13 protein-coding genes and 1 pseudogene are annotated in these 23,621 nt (G+C 63.2%); 10 read left to right on the top strand and 4 right to left on the bottom strand.

What is annotated here, in order from left to right:
- Positions 1 to 332 precede the first annotated feature (332 nt).
- The 3 genes from ACVWZM_RS02585 to ACVWZM_RS02575 all read left to right on the top strand — a co-directional run bounded on the left by ACVWZM_RS02585 (position 333) and on the right by ACVWZM_RS02575 (position 13,987).
- Complete coding sequence (locus ACVWZM_RS02585; RefSeq protein ID WP_456851744.1) at positions 333 to 10,691, top strand: beta strand repeat-containing protein; 10,359 nt, start codon at positions 333 to 335, stop codon at positions 10,689 to 10,691.
- A gap of 204 nt (positions 10,692 to 10,895) precedes the next feature.
- Positions 10,896 to 12,608, top strand: a complete 1,713-nt coding sequence (locus ACVWZM_RS02580; RefSeq protein ID WP_253587256.1) for a type I secretion system permease/ATPase — start codon at positions 10,896 to 10,898, stop codon at positions 12,606 to 12,608.
- 8 nt (positions 12,609 to 12,616) lie between these two features.
- Entirely contained in the window at positions 12,617 to 13,987 is a 1,371-nt protein-coding gene (locus ACVWZM_RS02575) for an HlyD family type I secretion periplasmic adaptor subunit (RefSeq protein ID WP_253587255.1), read from the top strand.
- Between the two features lie 482 nt (positions 13,988 to 14,469).
- Here the strand turns inward: ACVWZM_RS02575 and ACVWZM_RS02570 are convergent, their stop codons facing one another.
- A complete protein-coding gene (locus tag ACVWZM_RS02570; RefSeq protein WP_456856606.1) occupies positions 14,470 to 14,730 on the bottom strand; it encodes a pilus assembly protein TadG-related protein in 261 nt (86 codons plus the stop codon).
- A gap of 121 nt (positions 14,731 to 14,851) precedes the next feature.
- Here ACVWZM_RS02570 and tnpA point away from each other — a divergent pair, with 121 nt between their 5' ends.
- The gene (tnpA, locus tag ACVWZM_RS02565) at positions 14,852 to 15,229 is read left to right on the top strand and encodes an IS66-like element accessory protein TnpA (RefSeq protein ID WP_176937120.1); all 378 of its coding nucleotides are present in this window, start codon (positions 14,852 to 14,854) and stop codon (positions 15,227 to 15,229) included.
- Positions 15,226 to 15,381 carry an IS66 family insertion sequence element accessory protein TnpB gene (tnpB, locus tag ACVWZM_RS02560; RefSeq protein WP_256520261.1) on the top strand — a complete coding sequence of 52 codons (156 nt, stop codon included), beginning with the start codon at positions 15,226 to 15,228 and terminating at the stop codon, positions 15,379 to 15,381. Before tnpA ends, tnpB (ACVWZM_RS02560) begins: the two co-directional genes overlap by 4 nt.
- 45 nt (positions 15,382 to 15,426) lie before the next feature.
- Here tnpB (ACVWZM_RS02560) and ACVWZM_RS02555 read toward each other — a convergent pair whose 3' ends face one another.
- The 3 genes from ACVWZM_RS02555 to ACVWZM_RS02545 are packed head-to-tail and all read right to left on the bottom strand — an operon-like array spanning position 15,427 to position 18,598.
- Positions 15,427 to 16,434 carry a tyrosine-type recombinase/integrase gene (locus tag ACVWZM_RS02555; RefSeq protein ID WP_456813938.1) on the bottom strand — a complete coding sequence of 336 codons (1,008 nt, stop codon included), beginning with the start codon at positions 16,432 to 16,434 and terminating at the stop codon, positions 15,427 to 15,429.
- Entirely contained in the window at positions 16,431 to 17,363 is a 933-nt protein-coding gene (locus ACVWZM_RS02550; protein ID WP_253610414.1) for a tyrosine-type recombinase/integrase, read from the bottom strand. The genes ACVWZM_RS02555 and ACVWZM_RS02550 overlap by 4 nt, the downstream gene beginning before the upstream one ends.
- Positions 17,360 to 18,598, bottom strand: coding sequence for a tyrosine-type recombinase/integrase (locus ACVWZM_RS02545; RefSeq protein ID WP_456851741.1), 1,239 nt, complete (start codon positions 18,596 to 18,598; stop codon positions 17,360 to 17,362). The genes ACVWZM_RS02550 and ACVWZM_RS02545 overlap by 4 nt, the downstream gene beginning before the upstream one ends.
- A 180-nt stretch (positions 18,599 to 18,778) precedes the next feature.
- Between ACVWZM_RS02545 and tnpB (ACVWZM_RS02540) the strand changes: the two are divergent.
- The 5 genes and pseudogenes from tnpB (ACVWZM_RS02540) to ACVWZM_RS02520 form a co-directional block, all read left to right on the top strand.
- Positions 18,779 to 19,003, top strand: a pseudogene (gene tnpB / locus ACVWZM_RS02540) (IS66 family insertion sequence element accessory protein TnpB); the annotation flags it as partial.
- A 47-nt stretch (positions 19,004 to 19,050) separates the two neighbouring features.
- On the top strand, positions 19,051 to 20,715 hold the full coding sequence (tnpC, locus tag ACVWZM_RS02535) for an IS66 family transposase (protein ID WP_057016788.1): 1,665 nt from the start codon (positions 19,051 to 19,053) through the stop codon (positions 20,713 to 20,715).
- 298 nt (positions 20,716 to 21,013) lie between these two features.
- Complete coding sequence (locus ACVWZM_RS02530) at positions 21,014 to 21,553, top strand: HlyD family efflux transporter periplasmic adaptor subunit (RefSeq protein WP_253587253.1); 540 nt, start codon at positions 21,014 to 21,016, stop codon at positions 21,551 to 21,553.
- A 965-nt stretch (positions 21,554 to 22,518) separates the two neighbouring features.
- Positions 22,519 to 22,734, top strand: coding sequence for a Flp family type IVb pilin (locus tag ACVWZM_RS02525; RefSeq protein ID WP_028334082.1), 216 nt, complete (start codon positions 22,519 to 22,521; stop codon positions 22,732 to 22,734).
- A 380-nt stretch (positions 22,735 to 23,114) separates the two neighbouring features.
- A complete protein-coding gene (locus tag ACVWZM_RS02520) occupies positions 23,115 to 23,621 on the top strand; it encodes an A24 family peptidase (protein WP_168856863.1) in 507 nt (168 codons plus the stop codon).

The following is a 23,621-nucleotide window of genomic DNA, read 5'->3' as shown; positions in this document are numbered from 1 at the left end:
TCAACTGGTGCGAAGTCGAATCGCGTTCCCAAGGAACTTTAAATTCTGCGTCTACATCTCCTTCATGGTTAGCCGATTTTTCGATCGAGACCTCGCTCACCCCGGCCAATGATCCGCTGGCTTCGAGCCCGTCGGTAGCAACTGATGCGCCGATGGAAGCCGAACACGATCCGTCCGACATGCGCTCCTTGTCGCCGAGGCGCTATTTCGCTGTCACCTATCAATCCCATCACTAAATTCGAGGCCGTTCATCGCTCTCATTGAATCGCTGAACCATTACTTACACGCGAATTGTACGAACAGAATATTGAACGCATAAAGGCATTGCAGCTATGGCCACCACTCAGAACACCTCAGGCGGTACGACAACGTCGTTCAGCAATACGCCCCAGGCGGTTGACGATAGTTACAATTATTCAGCGAGCGTGTCGGGAATACTCATCTTGAATGTGATGGCCAACGATCTTGGTGGCGCCGCCAAGTCGCTGTGGTCCGTCGACAACGATCTTAGCGTCAGCGTTACATCGTCGAACGGTAAATACGCTCCAGCCGATCTCCTGACGAAAGACACAGTCTATTCAACCACTCTTGCGGGCGACGCAGGGACCTCCGATACGAGCCTGCTCGGTGCTAAAATCTGGATCAATTCGGACGGGACAATTGGATACGACGCATCGAGCATCTCAGCGCAACTTCAGGCGAAAGCGGCAGGCGAGACTCTTGTTGACAAGTTCACCTACGCCATTCGGCTGGGCAATGGAACGCTGAGCTGGGCGACGACTACGTTGACATTTACGGGGGTGAACGACGGTCCGGTGCTCTCCGCCGACGCCTCCGGGCCGCACAATATCACCGAGCTCGCCGGCCACACCGGCGATACGATCGATCACGACACGACGACAGGGACGCTAGCGTTCACCGACGCTGATCTTAGCGACACGCACGTGGTGAGCAAAAGTGATCCCAACTTTGCGTGGTCAGGCGGCCCGCTCACCGCGGCTCAGGTATCGGCGTTAACCACGGCAAGTTCGCTGACAGTGACTGAGACCGACAGCACGGGATCGGGCTCGGGTTCGGTCAGCTTCAGCTACAGCGCAATCGACCAGACCTTCGATTTCCTGGCTCAGGGCGAGACCCTGACGGTCACCTACAATCTGACGGTCACGGACAACCACGGCGCAAGCTCGACCAAACCTATCACGATCACGATTACCGGCACCAACGACGCGCCGGTGGTTGCGGCGGCGCTGACCTCGACGGCGGCGGAGGGTGCTGCGTCGTACCCGCTGAACCTGCTGAGCGGGGCGAGCGATCCCGACCATGGCGAGACGGCGACGCTGAGCGTTGCCGATGTGAGCTATGCGGTCGACGGCGGAGCCTCGTCTTCGACGGCGCCGGCCGGGGTGAGCCTGTCGGGCTCGACGCTGACGGTCGATCCGACCGACCCGGCGTTCAACAGCCTGGCGGTCGGCGAGCACATGACGATCGTGGTGTCCTACAATGTGAAGGACGCGCAGGGTGCGACGGTGGCGCAGACCGAGACGATCACGATCACCGGCACCAACGACGCGCCGGTGGTTGCGGCGGCGCTGACCTCGACGGCGGCGGAAGGTGCTGCGTCGTACCCGCTGAACCTGCTGAGCGGGGCGAGCGATCCCGACCACGGCGAGACGGCGACGCTGAGCGTTGCCGATGTGAGCTATGCGGTCGACGGCGGAGCCTCGTCTTCGACGGCGCCGGCCGGGGTGAGCCTGTCGGGCTCGACGCTGACGGTCGATCCGACCGACCCGGCGTTCAACAGCCTGGCGGTCGGCGAGCACATGACGATCGTGGTGTCCTACAATGTGAAGGACGCGCAGGGTGCGACGGTGGCGCAGACCGAGACGATCACGATCACCGGCACCAACGACGCGCCGGTGGTTGCGGCGGCGCTGACCTCGACGGCGGCGGAAGGTGCTGCGTCGTACCCGCTGAACCTGCTGAGCGGGGCGAGCGATCCCGACCACGGCGAGACGGCGACGCTGAGCGTTGCCGATGTGAGCTATGCGGTCGACGGCGGAGCCTCGTCTTCGACGGCGCCGGCCGGGGTGAGCCTGTCGGGCTCGACGCTGACGGTTGATCCGACCGACCCGGCGTTCAACAGCCTGGCGGTCGGCGAGCACATGACGATCGTGGTGTCCTACAATGTGAAGGACGCGCAGGGTGCGACGGTGGCGCAGACCGAGACGATCACGATCACCGGCACCAACGACGCGCCGGTGGTTGCGGCGGCGCTGACCTCGACGGCGGCGGAGGGTGCTGCGTCGTACCCGCTGAACCTGCTGAGCGGGGCGAGCGATCCCGACCACGGCGAGACGGCAACGCTGAGCGTTGCCGATGTGAGCTATGCGGTCGACGGCGGAGCCTCGTCTTCGACGGCGCCGGCCGGGGTGAGCCTGTCGGGCTCGACGCTGACGGTTGATCCGACCGACCCGGCGTTCAACAGCCTGGCGGTCGGCGAGCATATGACGATCGTGGTGTCCTACAATGTGAAGGACGCGCAGGGTGCGACGGTGGCGCAGACCGAGACGATCACGATCACCGGCACCAACGACGCGCCGGTGGTTACGGCGGCGCTGACCTCGACGGCGGCGGAAGGTGCTGCGTCGTACCCGCTGAACCTGCTGAGCGGGGCGAGCGATCCCGACCATGGCGAGACGGCGACGCTGAGCGTTGCCGATGTGAGCTATGCGGTCGACGGCGGAGCCTCGTCTTCGACGGCGCCGGCCGGGGTGAGCCTGTCGGGCTCGACGCTGACGGTTGATCCGACCGACCCGGCGTTCAACAGCCTGGCGGTCGGCGAGCACATGACGATCGTGGTGTCCTACAATGTGAAGGACGCGCAGGGTGCGACGGTGGCGCAGACCGAGACGATCACGATCACCGGCACCAACGACGCGCCGGTGGTTACGGCGGCGCTGACCTCGACGGCGGCGGAAGGTGCTGCGTCGTACCCGCTGAACCTGCTGAGCGGGGCGAGCGATCCCGACCATGGCGAGACGGCGACGCTGAGCGTTGCCGATGTGAGCTATGCGGTCGACGGCGGAGCCTCGTCTTCGACGGCGCCGGCCGGGGTGAGCCTGTCGGGCTCGACGCTGACGGTTGATCCGACCGACCCGGCGTTCAACAGCCTGGCGGTCGGCGAGCACATGACGATCGTGGTGTCCTACAATGTGAAGGACGCGCAGGGTGCGACGGTGGCGCAGACCGAGACGATCACGATTACCGGCACCAACGACGCGCCGGTGGTTGCGGCGGCGCTGACCTCGACGGCGGCGGAAGGTGCTGCGTCGTACCCGCTGAACCTGCTGAGCGGGGCGAGCGATCCCGACCATGGCGAGACGGCGACGCTGAGCGTTGCCGATGTGAGCTATGCGGTCGACGGCGGAGCCTCGTCTTCGACGGCGCCGGCCGGGGTGAGCCTGTCGGGCTCGACGCTGACGGTCGATCCGACCGACCCGGCGTTCAACAGCCTGGCGGTCGGCGAGCACATGACGATCGTGGTGTCCTACAATGTGAAGGACGCGCAGGGTGCGACGGTGGCGCAGACCGAGACGATCACGATCACCGGCACCAACGACGCGCCGGTGGTTGCGGCGGCGCTGACCTCGACGGCGGCGGAAGGTGCTGCGTCGTACCCGCTGAACCTGCTGAGCGGGGCGAGCGATCCCGACCACGGCGAGACGGCGACGCTGAGCGTTGCCGATGTGAGCTATGCGGTCGACGGCGGAGCCTCGTCTTCGACGGCGCCGGCCGGGGTGAGCCTGTCGGGCTCGACGCTGACGGTCGATCCGACCGACCCGGCGTTCAACAGCCTGGCGGTCGGCGAGCACATGACGATCGTGGTGTCCTACAATGTGAAGGACGCGCAGGGTGCGACGGTGGCGCAGACCGAGACGATCACGATCACCGGCACCAACGACGCGCCGGTGGTTGCGGCGGCGCTGACCTCGACGGCGGCGGAAGGTGCTGCGTCGTACCCGCTGAACCTGCTGAGCGGGGCGAGCGATCCCGACCACGGCGAGACGGCGACGCTGAGCGTTGCCGATGTGAGCTATGCGGTCGACGGCGGAGCCTCGTCTTCGACGGCGCCGGCCGGGGTGAGCCTGTCGGGCTCGACGCTGACGGTTGATCCGACCGACCCGGCGTTCAACAGCCTGGCGGTCGGCGAGCACATGACGATCGTGGTGTCCTACAATGTGAAGGACGCGCAGGGTGCGACGGTGGCGCAGACCGAGACGATCACGATCACCGGCACCAACGACGCGCCGGTGGTTGCGGCGGCGCTGACCTCGACGGCGGCGGAGGGTGCTGCGTCGTACCCGCTGAACCTGCTGAGCGGGGCGAGCGATCCCGACCACGGCGAGACGGCGACGCTGAGCGTTGCCGATGTGAGCTATGCGGTCGACGGCGGAGCCTCGTCTTCGACGGCGCCGGCCGGGGTGAGCCTGTCGGGCTCGACGCTGACGGTCGATCCGACCGACCCGGCGTTCAACAGCCTGGCGGTCGGCGAGCACATGACGATCGTGGTGTCCTACAATGTGAAGGACGCGCAGGGTGCGACGGTGGCGCAGACCGAGACGATCACGATCACCGGCACCAACGACGCGCCGGTGGTTGCGGCGGCGCTGACCTCGACGGCGGCGGAAGGTGCTGCGTCGTACCCGCTGAACCTGCTGAGCGGGGCGAGCGATCCCGACCACGGCGAGACGGCAACGCTGAGCGTTGCCGATGTGAGCTATGCGGTCGACGGCGGAGCCTCGTCTTCGACGGCGCCGGCCGGGGTGAGCCTGTCGGGCTCGACGCTGACGGTCGATCCGACCGACCCGGCGTTCAACAGCCTGGCGGTCGGCGAGCACATGACGATCGTGGTGTCCTACAATGTGAAGGACGCGCAGGGTGCGACGGTGGCGCAGACCGAGACGATCACGATCACCGGCACCAACGACGCGCCGGTGGTTGCGGCGGCGCTGACCTCGACGGCGGCGGAAGGTGCTGCGTCGTACCCGCTGAACCTGCTGAGCGGGGCGAGCGATCCCGACCACGGCGAGACGGCGACGCTGAGCGTTGCCGATGTGAGCTATGCGGTCGACGGCGGAGCCTCGTCTTCGACGGCGCCGGCCGGGGTGAGCCTGTCGGGCTCGACGCTGACGGTCGATCCGACCGACCCGGCGTTCAACAGCCTGGCGGTCGGCGAGCACATGACGATCGTGGTGTCCTACAATGTGAAGGACGCGCAGGGTGCGACGGTGGCGCAGACCGAGACGATCACGATCACCGGCACCAACGACGCGCCGGTGGTTGCGGCGGCGCTGACCTCGACGGCGGCGGAAGGTGCTGCGTCGTACCCGCTGAACCTGCTGAGCGGGGCGAGCGATCCCGACCACGGCGAGACGGCGACGCTGAGCGTTGCCGATGTGAGCTATGCGGTCGACGGCGGAGCCTCGTCTTCGACGGCGCCGGCCGGGGTGAGCCTGTCGGGCTCGACGCTGACGGTTGATCCGACCGACCCGGCGTTCAACAGCCTGGCGGTCGGCGAGCACATGACGATCGTGGTGTCCTACAATGTGAAGGACGCGCAGGGTGCGACGGTGGCGCAGACCGAGACGATCACGATCACCGGCACCAACGACGCGCCGGTGGTTGCGGCGGCGCTGACCTCGACGGCGGCGGAGGGTGCTGCGTCGTACCCGCTGAACCTGCTGAGCGGGGCGAGCGATCCCGACCACGGCGAGACGGCAACGCTGAGCGTTGCCGATGTGAGCTATGCGGTCGATGGCGGAGCCTCGTCTTCGACGGCGCCGGCCGGGGTGAGCCTGTCGGGCTCGACGCTGACGGTTGATCCGACCGACCCGGCGTTCAACAGCCTGGCGGTCGGCGAGCATATGACGATCGTGGTGTCCTACAATGTGAAGGACGCGCAGGGTGCGACGGTGGCGCAGACCGAGACGATCACGATCACCGGCACCAACGACGCGCCGGTGGTTACGGCGGCGCTGACCTCGACGGCGGCGGAAGGTGCTGCGTCGTACCCGCTGAACCTGCTGAGCGGGGCGAGCGATCCCGACCATGGCGAGACGGCGACGCTGAGCGTTGCCGATGTGAGCTATGCGGTCGACGGCGGAGCCTCGTCTTCGACGGCGCCGGCCGGGGTGAGCCTGTCGGGCTCGACGCTGACGGTTGATCCGACCGACCCGGCGTTCAACAGCCTGGCGGTCGGCGAGCACATGACGATCGTGGTGTCCTACAATGTGAAGGACGCGCAGGGTGCGACGGTGGCGCAGACCGAGACGATCACGATCACCGGCACCAACGACGCGCCGGTGGTTACGGCGGCGCTGACCTCGACGGCGGCGGAAGGTGCTGCGTCGTACCCGCTGAACCTGCTGAGCGGGGCGAGCGATCCCGACCATGGCGAGACGGCGACGCTGAGCGTTGCCGATGTGAGCTATGCGGTCGACGGCGGAGCCTCGTCTTCGACGGCGCCGGCCGGGGTGAGCCTGTCGGGCTCGACGCTGACGGTTGATCCGACCGACCCGGCGTTCAACAGCCTGGCGGTCGGCGAGCACATGACGATCGTGGTGTCCTACAATGTGAAGGACGCGCAGGGTGCGACGGTGGCGCAGACCGAGACGATCACGATCACCGGCACCAACGACGCGCCGGTGGTTACGGCGGCGCTGACCTCGACGGCGGCGGAAGGTGCTGCGTCGTACCCGCTGAACCTGCTGAGCGGGGCGAGCGATCCCGACCATGGCGAGACGGCGACGCTGAGCGTTGCCGATGTGAGCTATGCGGTCGACGGCGGAGCCTCGTCTTCGACGGCGCCGGCCGGGGTGAGCCTGTCGGGCTCGACGCTGACGGTTGATCCGACCGACCCGGCGTTCAACAGCCTGGCGGTCGGCGAGCACATGACGATCGTGGTGTCCTACAATGTGAAGGACGCGCAGGGTGCGACGGTGGCGCAGACCGAGACGATCACGATCACCGGCACCAACGACGCGCCGGTGGTTACGGCGGCGCTGACCTCGACGGCGGCGGAAGGTGCTGCGTCGTACCCGCTGAACCTGCTGAGCGGGGCGAGCGATCCCGACCATGGCGAGACGGCGACGCTGAGCGTTGCCGATGTGAGCTATGCGGTCGACGGCGGAGCCTCGTCTTCGACGGCGCCGGCCGGGGTGAGCCTGTCGGGCTCGACGCTGACGGTTGATCCGACCGACCCGGCGTTCAACAGCCTGGCGGTCGGCGAGCACATGACGATCGTGGTGTCCTACAATGTGAAGGACGCGCAGGGTGCGACGGTGGCGCAGACCGAGACGATCACGATTACCGGCACCAACGACGCGCCGGTGGTTGCGGCGGCGCTGACCTCGACGGCGGCGGAAGGTGCTGCGTCGTACCCGCTGAACCTGCTGAGCGGGGCGAGCGATCCCGACCACGGCGAGACGGCGACGCTGAGCGTTGCCGATGTGAGCTATGCGGTCGACGGCGGAGCCTCGTCTTCGACGGCGCCGGCCGGGGTGAGCCTGTCGGGCTCGACGCTGACGGTCGATCCGACCGACCCGGCGTTCAACAGCCTGGCGGTCGGCGAGCATATGACGATCGTGGTGTCCTACAATGTGAAGGACGCGCAGGGTGCGACGGTGGCGCAGACCGAGACGATCACGATCACCGGCACCAACGACGCGCCGGTGGTTGCGGCGGCGCTGACCTCGACGGCGGCGGAGGGTGCTGCGTCGTACCCGCTGAACCTGCTGAGCGGGGCGAGCGATCCCGACCACGGCGAGACGGCGACGCTGAGCGTTGCCGATGTGAGCTATGCGGTCGACGGCGGAGCCTCGTCTTCGACGGCGCCGGCCGGGGTGAGCCTGTCGGGCTCGACGCTGACGGTTGATCCGACCGACCCGGCGTTCAACAGCCTGGCGGTCGGCGAGCACATGACGATCGTGGTGTCCTACAATGTGAAGGACGCGCAGGGTGCGACGGTGGCGCAGACCGAGACGATCACGATTACCGGCACCAACGACGCGCCGGTTGCCAACGCCGACACTGGGACAGTCAATGAGGACGCGACCCTCACCATGCCTGCCGCGAATGGCGTGATTCAGGGCACCACGGGCGGATCGGTGGCTGATACCGACGTCGACAATGCAACCAGCACGCTGGTGGTCTCAGGCGTGGTTGCCGGAACGGGGTCGGTGACGCAGGGTGTTGGGGTGGCGACCTCGATCGCGGGCACCTACGGTCATCTGACGCTGAATGCGAACGGCTCGTACAGCTATGTGGCCGACACCGCTAACAGTCTCGCCACGGGTGTCACGGCGGTGGACACCTTCACCTACACGGCCAAGGACCCGGGCGGGCTAGTGTCCAACAGCACGACGCTGAAGATCACGGTGACCGGCACCAATGACGCCCCAGTTCTCGATCCGTCCAAAACGCCAGTGCTCACGGCCGAGAACCAAGGCAGCGGTGCGCCGGCAGGAGCTGTCGGTACGTTGGTCTCTAGCTTGGTGGATCTTAATCCACCCAGTGGTGGCTTGGACAACGTTACTGACGTCGATTCAGGGGCCGTGACCGGAATCGCACTGACGGGTACCGATACGAGCCACGGCACCTGGTTCTTTTCCACAAATAACGGCGCAACATGGACGGCTATAGGAGCAGTGTCGAACACCACGGCCCTACTCCTCTCGGCGGACGCCAACACGCGGCTCTACTTCCAGCCAAGCGCGGGCTTTGCCGGAACAGATACGAATGCCATCACCTTCCGTGCTTGGGATCAGACCAGCGGCTCGAACGGAGTTAAGGTGGACACGTCATCCAATGGCGGTACGACGGCATTTTCGACAGCCATTGATACTGCGAACATTACTATCAATGCGACCGACACAACTCCGCCGACGGTGATATCGATTACGGGTGGCACCTCGTTGCCTGCGGGCAACAGCGAAACGATCACGTTTACATTCAGCGAAAAAGTGACTAATCTTACGCTTGGAGATATATCGCTAGCCGATAGCTCAAACGGCACCAGTTTGAGCAACCTTCAGTCCACGGATGGCGGGCTCACTTGGACAGCGACGTTCACCAAGGGCAGCTCCAATAGTACAACAATCAGCGTTTTCAACAGTGGCACTACGGCTGCCACGGATCCGTATTGGACCGACCTTTCGGGAAATCCCGGGACAGGTGGCGGATCTTTGACTATCTCGAAAAAAGCTCCTGCGGGTATTTCGGGGCAGCCGATTAATCTCGGTCTGGAACAACCCGAAGCAAACGACGCCGCTGTCTCAGTGACGATCACAAGCCTGCCAACGGGGTGGACCGTACCAAACGGCACCAAGCTTAGCGACGGTTCATTTGCCGTAACGGGCGTCGACTTAGGCGCGCTCACCGTTACGACGCCCCTTGAATTTGTCGGAGCCGCGGTTATCACCATTTCCGCCACCTGGGCCAATCCCGATGGTAGCTTTGACACAATTCTGGTTCGCGACAATGTCGAAGCGTACGCCCCGGGATCTCCAATTTTCGCCTGGTCGGGCGATGACCATCTGACCGGTTCAAGCGGCCACGATACCTTTGTGTTTTCGCAGCCGATTGGCAACGACGTCGTGCACAGTTTCGAGGTGTCCTCCGACGTCATCGACCTGATCAGCTATGGCTGGCAAAGTTTCGCGGACGTTCAAGCCCACACCGCGGACGACGCGCATGGCAATGCTGTGATCACGTTGGCTGATGGCCAAACGATCACGCTCGATGGCGTTCATGCATCGGATCTCACCGCCGCGAACTTCGAATTCGACGTGACGCCGACGGTCGAAAATCCCGGCCAGATGACAATCGGCGACGGCGCGATGCTGCCGCTGTCGGGCGTCATCCACAACACCGGCGAGATCGACCTGCAGGCCTCCGGCGACGACACGCTTCTCCAGATCATCCAGACTGGCATTACGCTCAACGGCGGCGGTCACGTGCTCCTGTCCGACGACGATCACAACATCATCGCCGGTACGGCCTCGAACGTCACACTCGACAACGTTGACAACGTCATCTCGGGTGCCGGCCAGATCGGGCAGGGCAGCCTGACGCTGAGCAACGAGGGCACTATCGATGCCACCGGCACCCATGCCCTTGTGATCGACACCGGAGCCAACGTGATCGCCAACGCTGGCACGCTGGAGGCAACCGGCACGGGTGGGCTGGTGCTCGCCAGTGCGGTGGCCAACAGCGGTCTGATCTGGGCCAACGGCGGCACGGTCACAGCAGAAGGCGACGTTACCGGCAACGGCAACGCCTTGATCAGCGGGGCTGGCACCATCGAGTTCGGGGCAGCCTCGGCGGCGGGCGTCACCTTCGACACGACCGCCGCTGGCCACCTGATCCTGGATGATGCATTCCACTTCTCCGGTACGGTGACCGGCCTCGATGGCAATGACGACATCGACCTCAAGGGCATCAGTTTCGGCGCAGGCACCACGTTGAGCTTCACGGAGAACCAGGCGGGAACTGGTGGCACTCTGACGGTGTCGGACGGCGCGCATACGGCCAATATCGTCCTGCTCGGCCAATACGATCCGAATGGCTTTGCCGAGAAGGCCGACGCAACGAACGGCACGATGATTACTTACGATCCACACCACGTAGCCTGAGGCTCCAGGGAAGGAAATGGACCGCGAGAGGAGCTGAACCCCGTAGATTTACCTTCCTGCCGTTTTTGCGCCGGCAGCGGCTTTGGTACAGCTGCCGCCTATGCTAAGTGGGACAGATTGAATGATTGATTTACTTGATCCTTTTGACTGTCGCCTATTGGCTGTCAGTCATCATTCTTAGGGATGGCTCCAGCCAGATTCCGCGTGAGTACCCTTCGCAAAAGGCCGGACGAATTCCGGCAGTCGCTGCAAGCCTGCCAAGGCTATTTTGTCACTGCGGCTATCTTCAGCCTTGCCATTAACCTGCTGTACTTGGCCGGCCCGCTCTACATGCTGCAGGTCTATGACCGCGTGATCTCGAGCGGGAGCGAGATCACGCTGCTGATGCTGACGCTTGCGCTATTACTAGCGTTCATGGCACTCGCAGGTCTCGACGCCGTGCGCGCTCGTGTTCTGACCCGCACCAGCATTCGCCTCGATCGCAAGATCGCGCCGCGGGTGATGACCGCCATCATCGACCATTCGGCAAAAATCGGCGGCGCGCGCAGCCAGCTGTTGCGTGATTTTGATACGTTCCGCCAGTTCATCACCGGGTCCGGAATTCACGCTATCTTCGATCTGCCGTGGTCGCCGATCTACATCGCGGTCATCTTTTGCCTGCACCCGTTCCTGGGTGCCTTTGCACTGGGATCTTCGGTCATTCTGGTGCTGATGGCATTTCTCAATGAATGGATCGTCAAGCCTCCGCTCGCCGAATCCGGCGAGGCGGCGAACCGAAATTACGGCTTCACCGAGATGAGCCTGCGCAACACCGAAGTGGTGCGCGCCATGGGGATGACCGGTGGCCTCCTGAAGCGCTGGAGCCGGGACCGCGACCGCATGCTCGAGCGCCAAGTTGCCGCCAGCGATCGCGCGGCGACCATGCAGAGCATGATTCGTTTCTTGCGGCTTTCGATGCAATCCCTGATCCTCGGTCTTGGTGCCTATCTGGTGATCGAGCGCATGACCACCGCCGGTGCCATGTTTGCCGCCAGCATCCTGCTTGGCCGCGCGTTGCAGCCGATCGAACAAATCGTTGGATCCTGGCGTAGTCTCGTCTCGGCCCGCGGCGCATTCCTGCGGGTGCGGGAACTGTTGGCGGCCAACCCGCCGCGCGAAACAGGACTGACGTTGCCGCGGCCGGAGGGCCATCTTTCCGTCGAAGCGCTGTCTTTTGCTGCGCCTGGAACATCGAAGCCTATTCTGCGCGGGGTCACCTTCCAGATCGAGCCGGGTGAAGTCCTGGGGATAATCGGTCCTTCGGGCGCCGGCAAATCCACGCTCGCGCGCCATATTGTCGGCGTTCAGGCGCCATCCGCAGGGGCCGTCCGCCTCGACGGGTCCGACGTTTCGAGCTGGATCAGGTCGTCGCTCGGCGAGCATCTTGGCTATCTGCCCCAGGATATCGAGCTGTTTGCCGATACGGTGGCAGCCAATATTTGTCGGTTCAAGGACGGAGACGACAAGGACATCATTCTGGCGGCGCGAATGGCCGACGTGCACGAGACGATCCTGCGGCTCGTCGATGGCTACGACACCCAGGTCGGGGAGGGCGGCGCGATCCTGTCCGGAGGCTACCGCCAGCGCATCGGCCTCGCACGCGCGGTTTACGGCAATCCAAGCCTGGTCGTGCTCGATGAGCCCAGCTCGAACCTTGATGCCGAGGGCGATGCGGCGCTCGCCGACTGCATCACGCAGCTGAAGAAGCGCGGAACCACGGTGGTGATCATTTCGCATCGGCCGGCCACAATCGGCGTGGTCGACAAGATATTGGTGTTGCGCGAAGGCGTGGCTGAGATGTTCGGACCGCGGAGCGAAATCTTGGCGCGCCTCACGCGGCCTGTGCCGGTTCCTGCAGTTCGGGGAGCGACCGGTTAGGAGAAATCATGACATTGCTTGATGTCACAGACCTGTCGATGCGTCCCGCTGCTGCCCCACGCGGAACAAAACGCGCCAACAAGGATGGATCGCCAAACGACTCCATTCGCAAGGTTGCAATAGCGGGGTGGCTGATCATCGCGGTCTTTTTCGGCGGGATCGGTACTTGGGCCGTGAGTGCGCCGCTCAACGGTGCGGTAGTTGCCAATGCCGTCGTGAAGGTCGATGGCAACCGCAAGAGCCTTCAGCACCTCGATGGCGGCATCGTCAAGGAATTGCACGTCAGGGAAGGCGACAGGGTGCTCGCAGGCGACCTGCTGATCGTCCTGGACGAGACCCAAGCTCGCGCCGAACATGAGGTGCTGACGCAGCAATATGCCGTGCTGCGCGCAACGGAGGTCCGGCTGCTGACCGAGCTTGACCATGGCTCCCAGCTTGTCATGCCGCCGGATCTGAAGGCGCGCTCTGACGATCCCTATTTCAAAAGCGTCTGGAACGGGCAGGTCAGTCAGTTTGACAGCCGCAGGGCGTCGCTCAAAGGACAAAGAAGCGTGGTCCGCGAGAAGATCAACCAGCTGGGGTCCCAGATCGTTGGCTCGGAAGCGCAGGTGAAATCGTTCACCAACCAGATCGACTCAGTGCGCAAGGAGGCCAAAGACATCGCACCGCTCGTCGAACGCGGGTTGATCGCCCGTCCCCGCATCCTGCAGCTGGAGCGGACCGCGTACGGCCTCGAAGGCCAGATCGCCGATGCGAACGCCAACATCGCCAAGGCTCGCCAGGCGATCGCCGAGCAGGAGCAGCAGATCGCCCAGTTCGACAACGATCGGATGACAGACGTCACGAAGGATTTGCGCGATACGCAAGCCAAGCTCCTGGAGGTTATCCCGAAGGCGACGAACGCCAAAGCCGTGCTCGGCCGGATGGAAATTCGTGCGCCCTATACCGGACGCGTGGTTGGCCTCAGCGTGTTTTCGGTGGGCGGTGTGATTCAGCGCGGCGACAAGATCCTGGACATCGTGCCCGACGAGGATTCGCTCACAATCGAAGCGCAGGTGGCGGTCGAGGATATCAGCGACGTGCATCCGAACACGCGCGCGGAAGTTCACCTAACCGCTTACAAACAGCGCATCGTTCCGATCATCCATGGCGACGTCATTCAGGTCTCGGCGGACCGCTTGACTGATCCGAAGACCAACAATCCCTATTACACGGCCTTCGTTCGGATCGATCAGGACGAGCTGGCGACCATGCCCAACATTCGCCTTTATCCGGGAATGCCGGCAACGGTGATGATCCCGACGATTCAGCGAACCGCTTTTGACTACATCGTCGGGCCGCTGGTGATGTCATTCAATCACGCGTTCCGGCAGAAGTGAGCCTTGGACGCATCCCTCGAAGCTAACTGGCGCCGACATAATAGTTTTGAAATTGCTGTGGCACCCGTGCCACCAACGATGCCCTGCATAGGTCTATGTTGCTCCCCGCAACAGGGCGCTCTCATGTATGATGTATACTTGAGTGGGAAGAACGATCTGCTGGTTATCCGACGCGGACTTCCCATCGAACTTGGGCGGAATTTGGCGCAAAAGGAAGCGCACCGTGCGATCGGTGAGCGAAAAAATCCGCGAGGACGTCGAAAAACGTGGCTATCACTGGCGCAAGCTGGCCAGCCAGATTCGGTGAGACAGCTAACTGAAGCGCGGGTTCTGCTTACGCCTTCGGCCAATCCCTGGTTAATGCTGCTCTACCTCGGAACGCGAACCATCGATTGCCATAACGGTCGAACGCGGCGGAGAGCGCTCGGTCCGTTTCGCCACGCAACCAAAAAGCGGGAGAGCAATGTCCGGCGAGCTCGCTCTTAGCTGGCATACAGGTCGTGCCCGTCGCGCTTTTTCCTGGAACTTAGACCCACCCCGCGCTTGCTTAAGGCTCTGGTTACCGTATCGCGCCGCAACTGCCTTGGCTCGACATCGTAGTTTGAGCTGTTGTTGGTCGCAGCCGCGAGCGCGGCCGCATCGGCCGCGTTTTGCATGCCGCGCGTCCTCATGGACCAGTTCGAAACCTCAAAGCCGATACCCAGGGCTCCGATCAGAGGAACGAGCAGGACACCCATGATCACATTGACGGCGCCGCAATCATCCGTATCCCTCCGTTGAGGGCCGCCTTGTTTGACGAACGCGATCGCTGCAGGTCCTAGGGGTAATCCTAGGAGAAGCGCTATGACGATTTCGAGGGCGGAGGTGATCACGTCGGTCGAGCGGCGGCGCCGCTGGTCGCAAGATGAGAAGGAACGGCTTGTTGCAGCGTCGCTGGAGCCCGGCGCCAATGTTTCCGAGGTGGCTCGCGTGGCCGGGCTTCATGTGAGCCAGCTGTTCAGGTGGCGCAAGGAGCTTTGCAGGCACGGCGAAGCGAGCATAGCGCCGTTTGTTCCGGTCGAGATTGGGTCGTCCGCGCCACCGCGGGAGGTGGCCGAAGCGCCGTTGACGACGACGACGCGTCGACGCAAGAGCCACGGCATCATCGAGATTGATCTTGGTACCGGGCACCGCATCCGGGTCGATGGCGACGTTGATGGAGACGCGCTACGTCGTGTTCTCGATGCTTTGGTCCGCCGATGATCCCAGTTCCCACGGGCGCGCGAGTGTGGCTCGCGACAGGCTACACGGACATGCGCCGAGGCTTTCCGTCGTTGGCACTCCAGGTGCAGGAGGTGCTGCGCAAGGACCCGCTCTTATGTGTCGGACGAGATTATGTGGCGGAGGCGCTCTAACGCCAGCCCGGGCCGGCCACTCAGGGTTTCTCCGCCACATAATAATCAGATGTTGGCCAGCAGCTGCAGGATGGTGTCGTTCGGCCGGAAGCGCGCGCTGCGGTCGCCTGAGACGCCCGCCTTCTCAAGTCCCCGGCGCATCATCTCGACATCCGCAGCGGCGTATCGGTGGGTTGTGGCGACCTGAGCATGGCCAAGCCAAGCCTGGATCGTCAGGAGGTCCACACCTGACCGGAGAAGCTTCATGGCGAGGGAATGCCGGAAGATGTGCGGCGATATCGGCTTGCCCTCCAAGCTTGGCCTCGTGGACCCGGCCTGGGAGGCGGCACGCCGCACGATGTGTGTCGCGCCGAAACGCGTCAGGCGCTCGTTGTGAACCCCGACGAAGATCGGCCGCGGTTCATGATTGGCGAGACCGCGTTCGCTCAATAGGTCCGTCAGCGATCGCACCAGATCCTTAGGAATGGGAACGACGCGATCTCGGCGTCCTTTGCCATGAAGCAGCACCTGCGGGCGTCCTCGCTCCAACTGAAGGTCGTTCGCGTTGACGCCAGTCGCTTCGGACACGCGAGCGCCGGTTCTCGCCAAGAAGAGCAGAAAGGCCCGGTCGCGCCGGCCGCGGGGCGTCGTCTGATCAGGGGCTGCGATGATGGCCTCCACCTCGGCGTTGGTGAGATGATGCGTCACCTCGATGTGGGCCCGTTTGGTGGGGATCGTCAGAACCCGTTGGGCGACGCCGAACGAGGCGGGATCGGCGGCAGCGACGTGATGGAAGAAGGATCGGATCGCGGCTAATCGGGCGTTGCGCGTTGCGACGGAGTTGTTCCGCTTCTCCTCAAGCTCGTCAAGAAAGGCGAGAACAAGGTCCCGATCGAGATCCTCAAGGGCCAGCGCCGCCGGCTTCTTCCCCAAATGGGCGGCGGCAAAGAGGATCAGCATGCGCAAGGCATCGCGATAGCTGGCTAAGGTCGCGGAGGTCGCGTTGCGCTGCTTGGTCAACCGGCGACGAAAGTACGACTCCAGGAGCGGCGCCAGCAGGAGGTGTTCGTTCATGCCGCGCCTCCGTCGAGGAAGGCGCGCTCAGCCGCGATGGCGAGGAGATCCGACGAGCCGGTGAGGTAGTAGGCTGTGTCGCTATAGTTGGCGTGGCCGAGGTAGGTGGCGAGTAAGGGCAGCAGCGCTTGGACGTCTGCGCGCTGTTGGTGCCACAGCCTGAGCCTGGTCACCGCGAACCGGTGCCGGAGATCGTGCGGTCGCAGAGGCTTGCCATTGTCAAGACCCGCGAGCTTGCGGACCTTAGCGAAGTTGCTTTGCAGGCCGGTCGCTGACAGACGGCAGCCTCGCGAGCTGAGGAAGAAGGCCTCGCCTTTGGGCCTGGGAAACACGGTGTCGCGCTCACGGGCGTATCGACGAAGGGCTGCCTGGGTCGTTGGGTGAACAGGAATCAGGCGGTCTTTACGGAACTTGGTTTTACGGACGAGGACGATCCCGTTGGTCAGATCGACGTCGCCGCGATCAAGGCTGACCGCTTCGCCCGATCGTAATCCCGTGCTGGCCAACAATCCGATTAGCGTCGCCATCGTACGGCCCCTGAGAGGGTTCCCTGGCGAAATGAAGCTGCATGCGTCGATAAGCGACGTCAGCTCAGCCTCACTTAGGATGCGCGGCGGCGGAATCGCCCTGGACCGCGGGAAAGCTTTGCGCTCCAAGACCTCGGTCTGGGGGGCGTAGAGGACCAGGTACTCGTAGAATCGGCGGAGCACGCCGTGACGGACCGCGCGGCTGTCGGCGGCGCCACCGAACGATAGGACGAAGTCCAGCGCCATCGTCCGGGTGGCGGGCGCACCCAGCTGAGATTGCTCGACGTAGCGAACGAAAGCCCGCAGCGTGCCGGCTTGCTTGTTGAAGGCGTAGCCGAGGGAGCGGCGCAGCTCGATGTAGCGCTCGACCTTGTCGCCGAGGAATGCGGCGAAGGCAGTCATGCGGCGCCTCCCGGAAAGGGGAGCGCGACCTCAGCGAGCTGCGAGGCCGCGACCTTCACGTACAGCGCCGTTGTGTTGATGCTTCGGTGCCCTAGAAGATCGGCGACCTCGTTGATCGGCCTTCGTCGCCCGACGAGCTGGGTGGCTAGACTGTGGCGCAGGAGATGTGCGCCTCCGACGCGACCGAGCTCGATCCCACCATGCTGCAACCGCCTCCGCACGATCCTTGAAACAGACGACGCGTACTTGAATGGTCCCACGGGCGGCGTGAAGGACAGGAACAGATGCTTACTATCGACCTTCGGTCTAGCCCGCAGGATATAGTCGGCGAGCGCGGCGCCGGTCTCCTCGATGAGCGGGGCCACTCGGTCACGCTTGCCCTTGGTGCGCCGGACAAAAAACTCACCAGCTCGCCAGTCGATATCCCGGAGCTGAAGAGCGCGTAGCTCGCCGTTGCGAATGCCTGTGGTGGCGAGCAACAACAGAACAGCTCGATCGCGAAGGTCGATCGGCGTCACCTTGCCGATCGCATCGATGGCGCGGCGAACATCATCCCACGAAAGCCGGGGCGGTAAATGGGCCAGTCGCCAATATGGCGTTCTTGGAACGATGGGAGCCAGATCCTGCTCGTGGTGACCACCCCAATGCAGAAAGCGGAGAAACGTTCGGATGTGAGAGATCGCCGCCGTGCGAGTGCCGGAGGTCGCCGAGAGCGACAGCCGATACTCGACAGCGGCAAGGACATGCTCTGCCGTCAACGCCTCGAGGTCTTGGCCAGGATGGCGATGGTGGAGCCAATCCAGAAAGCGCCGTGCGCCCAAGAGAACGCCATCGCGGGACCTTGGCTCAAGGCCTCGTACCCTGCTCAGATAGTGAGAAAAGGAGCGCAAAAGCGGAGCGTCCGGATCATCGACTACAATGGGCGTCGAAGCAATGAATCGTTCGGGCGCCACCCGTCGCGCGTGTTGGATCGCAGACACTGCCGCAATCCGTGGTGAGTCCGTGGTGAATGTGCATAGATAGCTATCGACGATAGCTTCGCCGATCGGCCGTGAACCGCAATGTGCTGCAGCAAAACGGCCGAACCGCGCGATCCGGCTCAGATAAAGCTTAGCGGATGCTTGCTTGTAACCGAGCGAGAAAAAGTGCCCCGCGATGCGATCCATCTCGGCGCCGAGCGCCCCGTCACGAAGGCGTTTAAGCACCCCGCGGTACGAAAAATAGAACTCGAGCATTGTGCCCCTCCGGCGTTACGGCGCAGGGGGATCCCGCGTCGCCACGAGGGGCACGAAATATTATGTGGCGGAGGAATCCAGCCGTGGCCGGCCCGGGCTGGCGTTAGAGCGCCTCCGCCACATAATCTCGTCCGACACATAAGAACGGTTATGTTGCGTGCAACATAACCGTTTAGCGGTCATCTGTTCGTCTTCCGCGGTCGCCGAAGCGATCTTGTGAAGGTGATCTGGCACGATGGCCAGGGAGCATGCCTGTTCACCAAGAGACTCGAGAGAGGAAAGTTCGTCTGGCCATCGGTTGCGGGTGAAGCTGTGACGATCTCGCCGGCTCAGATGAGCTACCTGTTGTCCGGAATCGATTGGCGTAACCCTCAAGAAACCCATCGGCCGACGCGGGTCGGATAGCCGCTTTTACGATTTGAATCTGCTGCTCGATCTGATTCAATGGCTTCATGACATCGAAGCCGGACGATCTTCCTTCTGACCTCGCGAGCGCCTACCTTGCGCTGCTGGCCGAGCGAGAGATGTTGCAGGCTGAGCGCGATGTCGCCGTCGCGGATGCCGCCAGTGCGCGGGCGGAGCTGTCGGACAACGAAGCGCTGATCGCACATCTTGAGCTGCGGATCGAGAAGCTCAAGCGCGAACTGCACGGGCAGCGATCCGAGCGCTCGGCACGGCTGCTCGAGCAGTTGGAGTTGGAGCTCGAGGAACTCGTAACCACGGCGAGCGAGGATGAGCTTGCCGCTCAGGCGGCGGCGGCGAAGACGCAGAACGTCCGTCCCTTCACGCGTAAGCGGCCGGTGCGCAAGCCTTGGCCAGACGATATCGAACACGAGCGCGTCGTCGTTGAAGCTCCAACGACCTGCGCCTGCTGCGGTGGATCACGGCTGGCGAAGGTCGGCGAGGATGTGACCAAGACGCTGGAGGAGATCCCGCGCCGCTTCAAGGTCATAGAGACGGTACGCGAGAAGTTCACCTGCCGCGATTGCGAGACGATCAGTCAGGCGCCTGCGCCGTTCCATGCCACGCCGCGCGGCTTCATCGGTCCACAATTGCTGGCGACCATCCTGTTCGACAAGTTCGGCATGCATATCCCGCTCAACCGCCAAAGCGCGCGCTTCAAGAGCGAGAGGATCGACCTGTCGTTGTCGACGCTGGCGGACCAGGTCGGCCACGGGACCTTCGCGGTCATGCCGCTCTTCCACCTGATCGAACGCCATGTGCTCGCTGCCGAGCGCCTTCATGGCGATGACACTACCATCCGGATCCTGGCGAAGGGCAAGTGCACGACCGGACGGATCTGGACGTATGTACGGGATGATCGGCCCTTTGCCGGGCCTGCGCCGCCTGCGGCGGTCTATTACGCCTCGGGTGACCGACGAGGCGAGCATCCCCAGAAGCATCTGGCCGCCTTCGCCGGCATCCTGCAAGCCGATTGCTACAACGGCTTCGAGCCGCTGTTCGATCCGCAGAAGAAGACACTACCAATTACGCCGGCGTATTGCTTTGCCCATGCCCGGCGAGGCTTCTTCGAGCTGGCTGACATCGAGAAAAATGCTCGGGAGGGCAAGAAGGGTAAACCGGTCTCCCCGATCGCACTGGAGGCGGTCAAGCGGCTGGACGCGTTGTTCGAGATCGAGCGCGCCATCAACGGCTGTGACGCTGACGACCGGCGCGCCGTCCGCCAGGAACAGAGCAAGCCGCTTCTCGACGACATGCACGCCTGGCTGCTGCGCGAGCGCGAAACCCTCTCGCGCTCGTCCGAGGTCCTGAAGCCGATCAACTACATGCTCAGGCGCTGGGAGGGCTTCGCCCGCTTCCTCGACGACGGCAGGATCTGCTTGACCAACAATTGCGCTGAACGCGCATTGAGAGGCATCGCCTTGGGACGGCGCAACTGGACCTTCGCCGGCAGCCAGCGTGGGGCCAACCGTGCCGCCATCATGCTGACGATGATCACGACGTGTCGTCTCAATGACGTCGATCCAAAGGCCTGGCTTGCCGACGTCCTCACCCGTATCGCCGATCTTCCCACTTCGCGTCTGCACGAACTGCTGCCCTGGGAATGGAAGCTTCTGCGCCAGGCTGCAGAGCCCTCCGATCAGCGGGCCGCCTGATCTTCACCCAACGCCATCATAGCGCTCTCGAGACCCGCGCGCATGCGTCAATCGGGCGGCCCTCGTCGTGTGCGTACAATCATCCGAGCGCAGGCTGCGGATATGAAAAAACATCGAAGAAACGGCCACGACAATCCACATTGATCATTCACGAGGACCGGAAAGCACAAATCAATGCTTCACCCGTTATACAAAACCATTAAGGGAATGCGTATTTTTCCCGGAATAAGGATGCAACGAATCTTCAGTTGCACTCAGAAACTGGAGTGAATTCAAGTTTGTTTGCTAAAATCTCCCAATGTCCATGCAACGGGCCCCACGGACATGTAAGGCCGATGATGTCTGCGCGAAGCGCCGACCACGCTACAGCCCGCGAACCCCGGCAGCAAACTCGATCTCGATCGACCCGTCGCGGTGGACCGGCGCGACGGGACCAGGCGTTACGCCGCAGTCCGGGACCACCCTCGCTGGTACGAAGCCCAATCGTTGCCGAGGGCGCGTGGTTGGCCTCAGCGTGTTTTCGGTGGGAGGCGTGATCCAGCGCAGTGACAAAATCCTCGACATCGTGCCCGACGAGGATTCGTTGACGATCGAAGCGCAGGTGGTGATCGAGGATATCAGCGACGTGCATCCGAACACGCGCGCGGAAGTTCACCTAACCGCCTCCAAGCAGCGGATCGTCCCGATCATTCATGGCGACGTCATTCAGGTCTCGGCGGACCGCTTGACGGATCCCAAGACCAACAATCCCTATTACACAGCCTGCGTTCGGATCGACCAGGACGAACTGCGACCATGCCCAACATTCGTCTTGATCCGGGAATGCCGGCAACGGTGATGATCCAGACGATTCAACGAACCGCATTTGACTACATCGTGGGGCCGCTCGTGACGTCGCTCAATCACGCGTTCCGAACGACCTCTCAATGCTCCCGGTCGGTGTAGCAGCGGGGCTGGGCAACCATGGCCCCTGAGCTGATCAACGATTGCACTCTGCGTCACCCTGCAACTCATGACACGTTCGGTGATTGCCAAAACGGGCAGCGTGATCTGGGGGAGAACATCCGCTGTGCGCTGGTTATTTGACCTCTATCTTGCGTGACCTGCCCGCGCATCAGGCCGCTGAGGAGAAGGCGGAGCCGGACCGCGAGTCCGGCAGCGGTCAGCCTGAACGGCGCGCGCGGAATGCCGCGGCGCGGTCCCGGATCAGATCGCGCCGGCCGAGCGAGGGCGTCCGGCGAGATCAAGGCGAACGGAGCCCGCGCGGCCGCTGCTGCCGTTTCCCGAATTGCTCGATCGGGAGAACGCCCAGCGCAAGGCGTTGGCAGGGCAAGTCCGGGCAAGGACAATGTCCCTACTCGAGCGAAACATGCAGATCCAGAAGCTTCATTCGCAGCTCCTCGATGAAGGGCGCAGCAGGCATCGGCCGCGCCAGCCGACCCGGGCTAGTCGCCGCTGGCGGTCACCCAGTGGCGGCAACTGCAAAATGCCGTGCCGAGCCGGCCCGGAGAGCTGGGCAAGCGCCCGCGCCGATCTGGGCAGCGCCGGTACCGTATTCGCACGGAGCAGCCGAACTGAAATGTCGTGAAATGTCGAAAGTCCTACAATTTAAGGGGTTTCGTGCATCGTTGTCGGAGCGCCTCGCCGAGGAGAAGGTGTGCGCCGCTACGCCGGTAGGGTTAATAAACGATTACCAATCGACAGTTTTCTCGCGACGCATTATAAGAAAATGCTAGTTGGCACCCGGATTTTGCCCCCCGCCAACGTATTGCGTAAATTTCATCGTAAAAGGGATATTTTCCTATGTTGAAGCTGTACATCCAGACCACCGAAGCCTTCAAGCGTCTCCGCTCGGACAAGGACGGCGTTGTGTCGTTCGAGTACGTGATCGTCGCCGCTTGCATCGTGGCCGCCGTCTCTGCTGCGTTCGGTACGGGTACCGCCAGCGGCATCGGCTCGGTTCTGAACGCCTCCATCACCACGATCGCCAGCAAGGTCGCCACCGCAGTCTCCGCTTAACTCCGGATGTTGAATGCTGTTGGCAGATTCTTTCTGTCAACAGCGGTCAACCGGATTGCGATGTGCGCGAGCCTTAAGGAGGCTTTCTCCTATGTTGCAGTCATATATCAAGGTCACAGAAATATTGAGGCGTTTGCGCACGGACAAGGACGGCGTTGTGTCGTTCGAGTACGTGATCGTCGCCGCGCTGTATCGTCGCTGCCGTTTCCGCAGCGTTCGGTACGGGTACCGCGAGTGGCATTGGCAGTGTTCTGACCACCTCGCTCACTTCGATCGGCACCGCGGTTGCCAACGCGGTTAGCGCCTAAGTCCAGAGGGACGGCGCTCCGGAGGGGGGCATTATTTTTTGCCCCCCGCCATTTTTCTAAGGCGATTATTTCATGAATTGGATTGCGTCCACGACCTTGTGTCTGGAAATCGCATTGTTGTTGTATGTCGCAACGATCGATATCGCGACACGGTTGATCCGAAACGAAATTTGTCTGGCGCTGGCGTTCCTTGGGATCGTCGGCCAATTGGCCAGTCCGATGCAGATCGGCCAGTCGCTGATCGTTGCCGCAATCCTGTTCCTGGCGCTCTTCGTGATTTACCTGCGGGGAGCGATCGGCGGTGGCGACGTCAAGTTGCTGGTTGCCCTGGCGATCGGTCTGCCGCTGACCGGCGTGATTGAACTGTTGACGGCAACTGCACTGGCCGGCGGCGTTCTGGCCGCGGTGCATCTGATGATGCGCCGTCTGCCCCAACCGAAGCTGGCGCCCGCCGGATCATCGCTGATGCGCCGGGTCTACGCGGTCGAGCGCTGGCGTCATTTGCGACATGCACCGCTTCCCTACGGGGTCGCCATCGCATGCGGCGGTATCTGGGCCATTTTGAGCAAAGGAATTTGA

It is taken from the genome of Bradyrhizobium sp. USDA 4501 (assembly GCF_054062115.1).
Note: the sequence above shows the minus strand (reverse complement) of the source record. Positions and strands in the feature narration are given on the sequence as shown.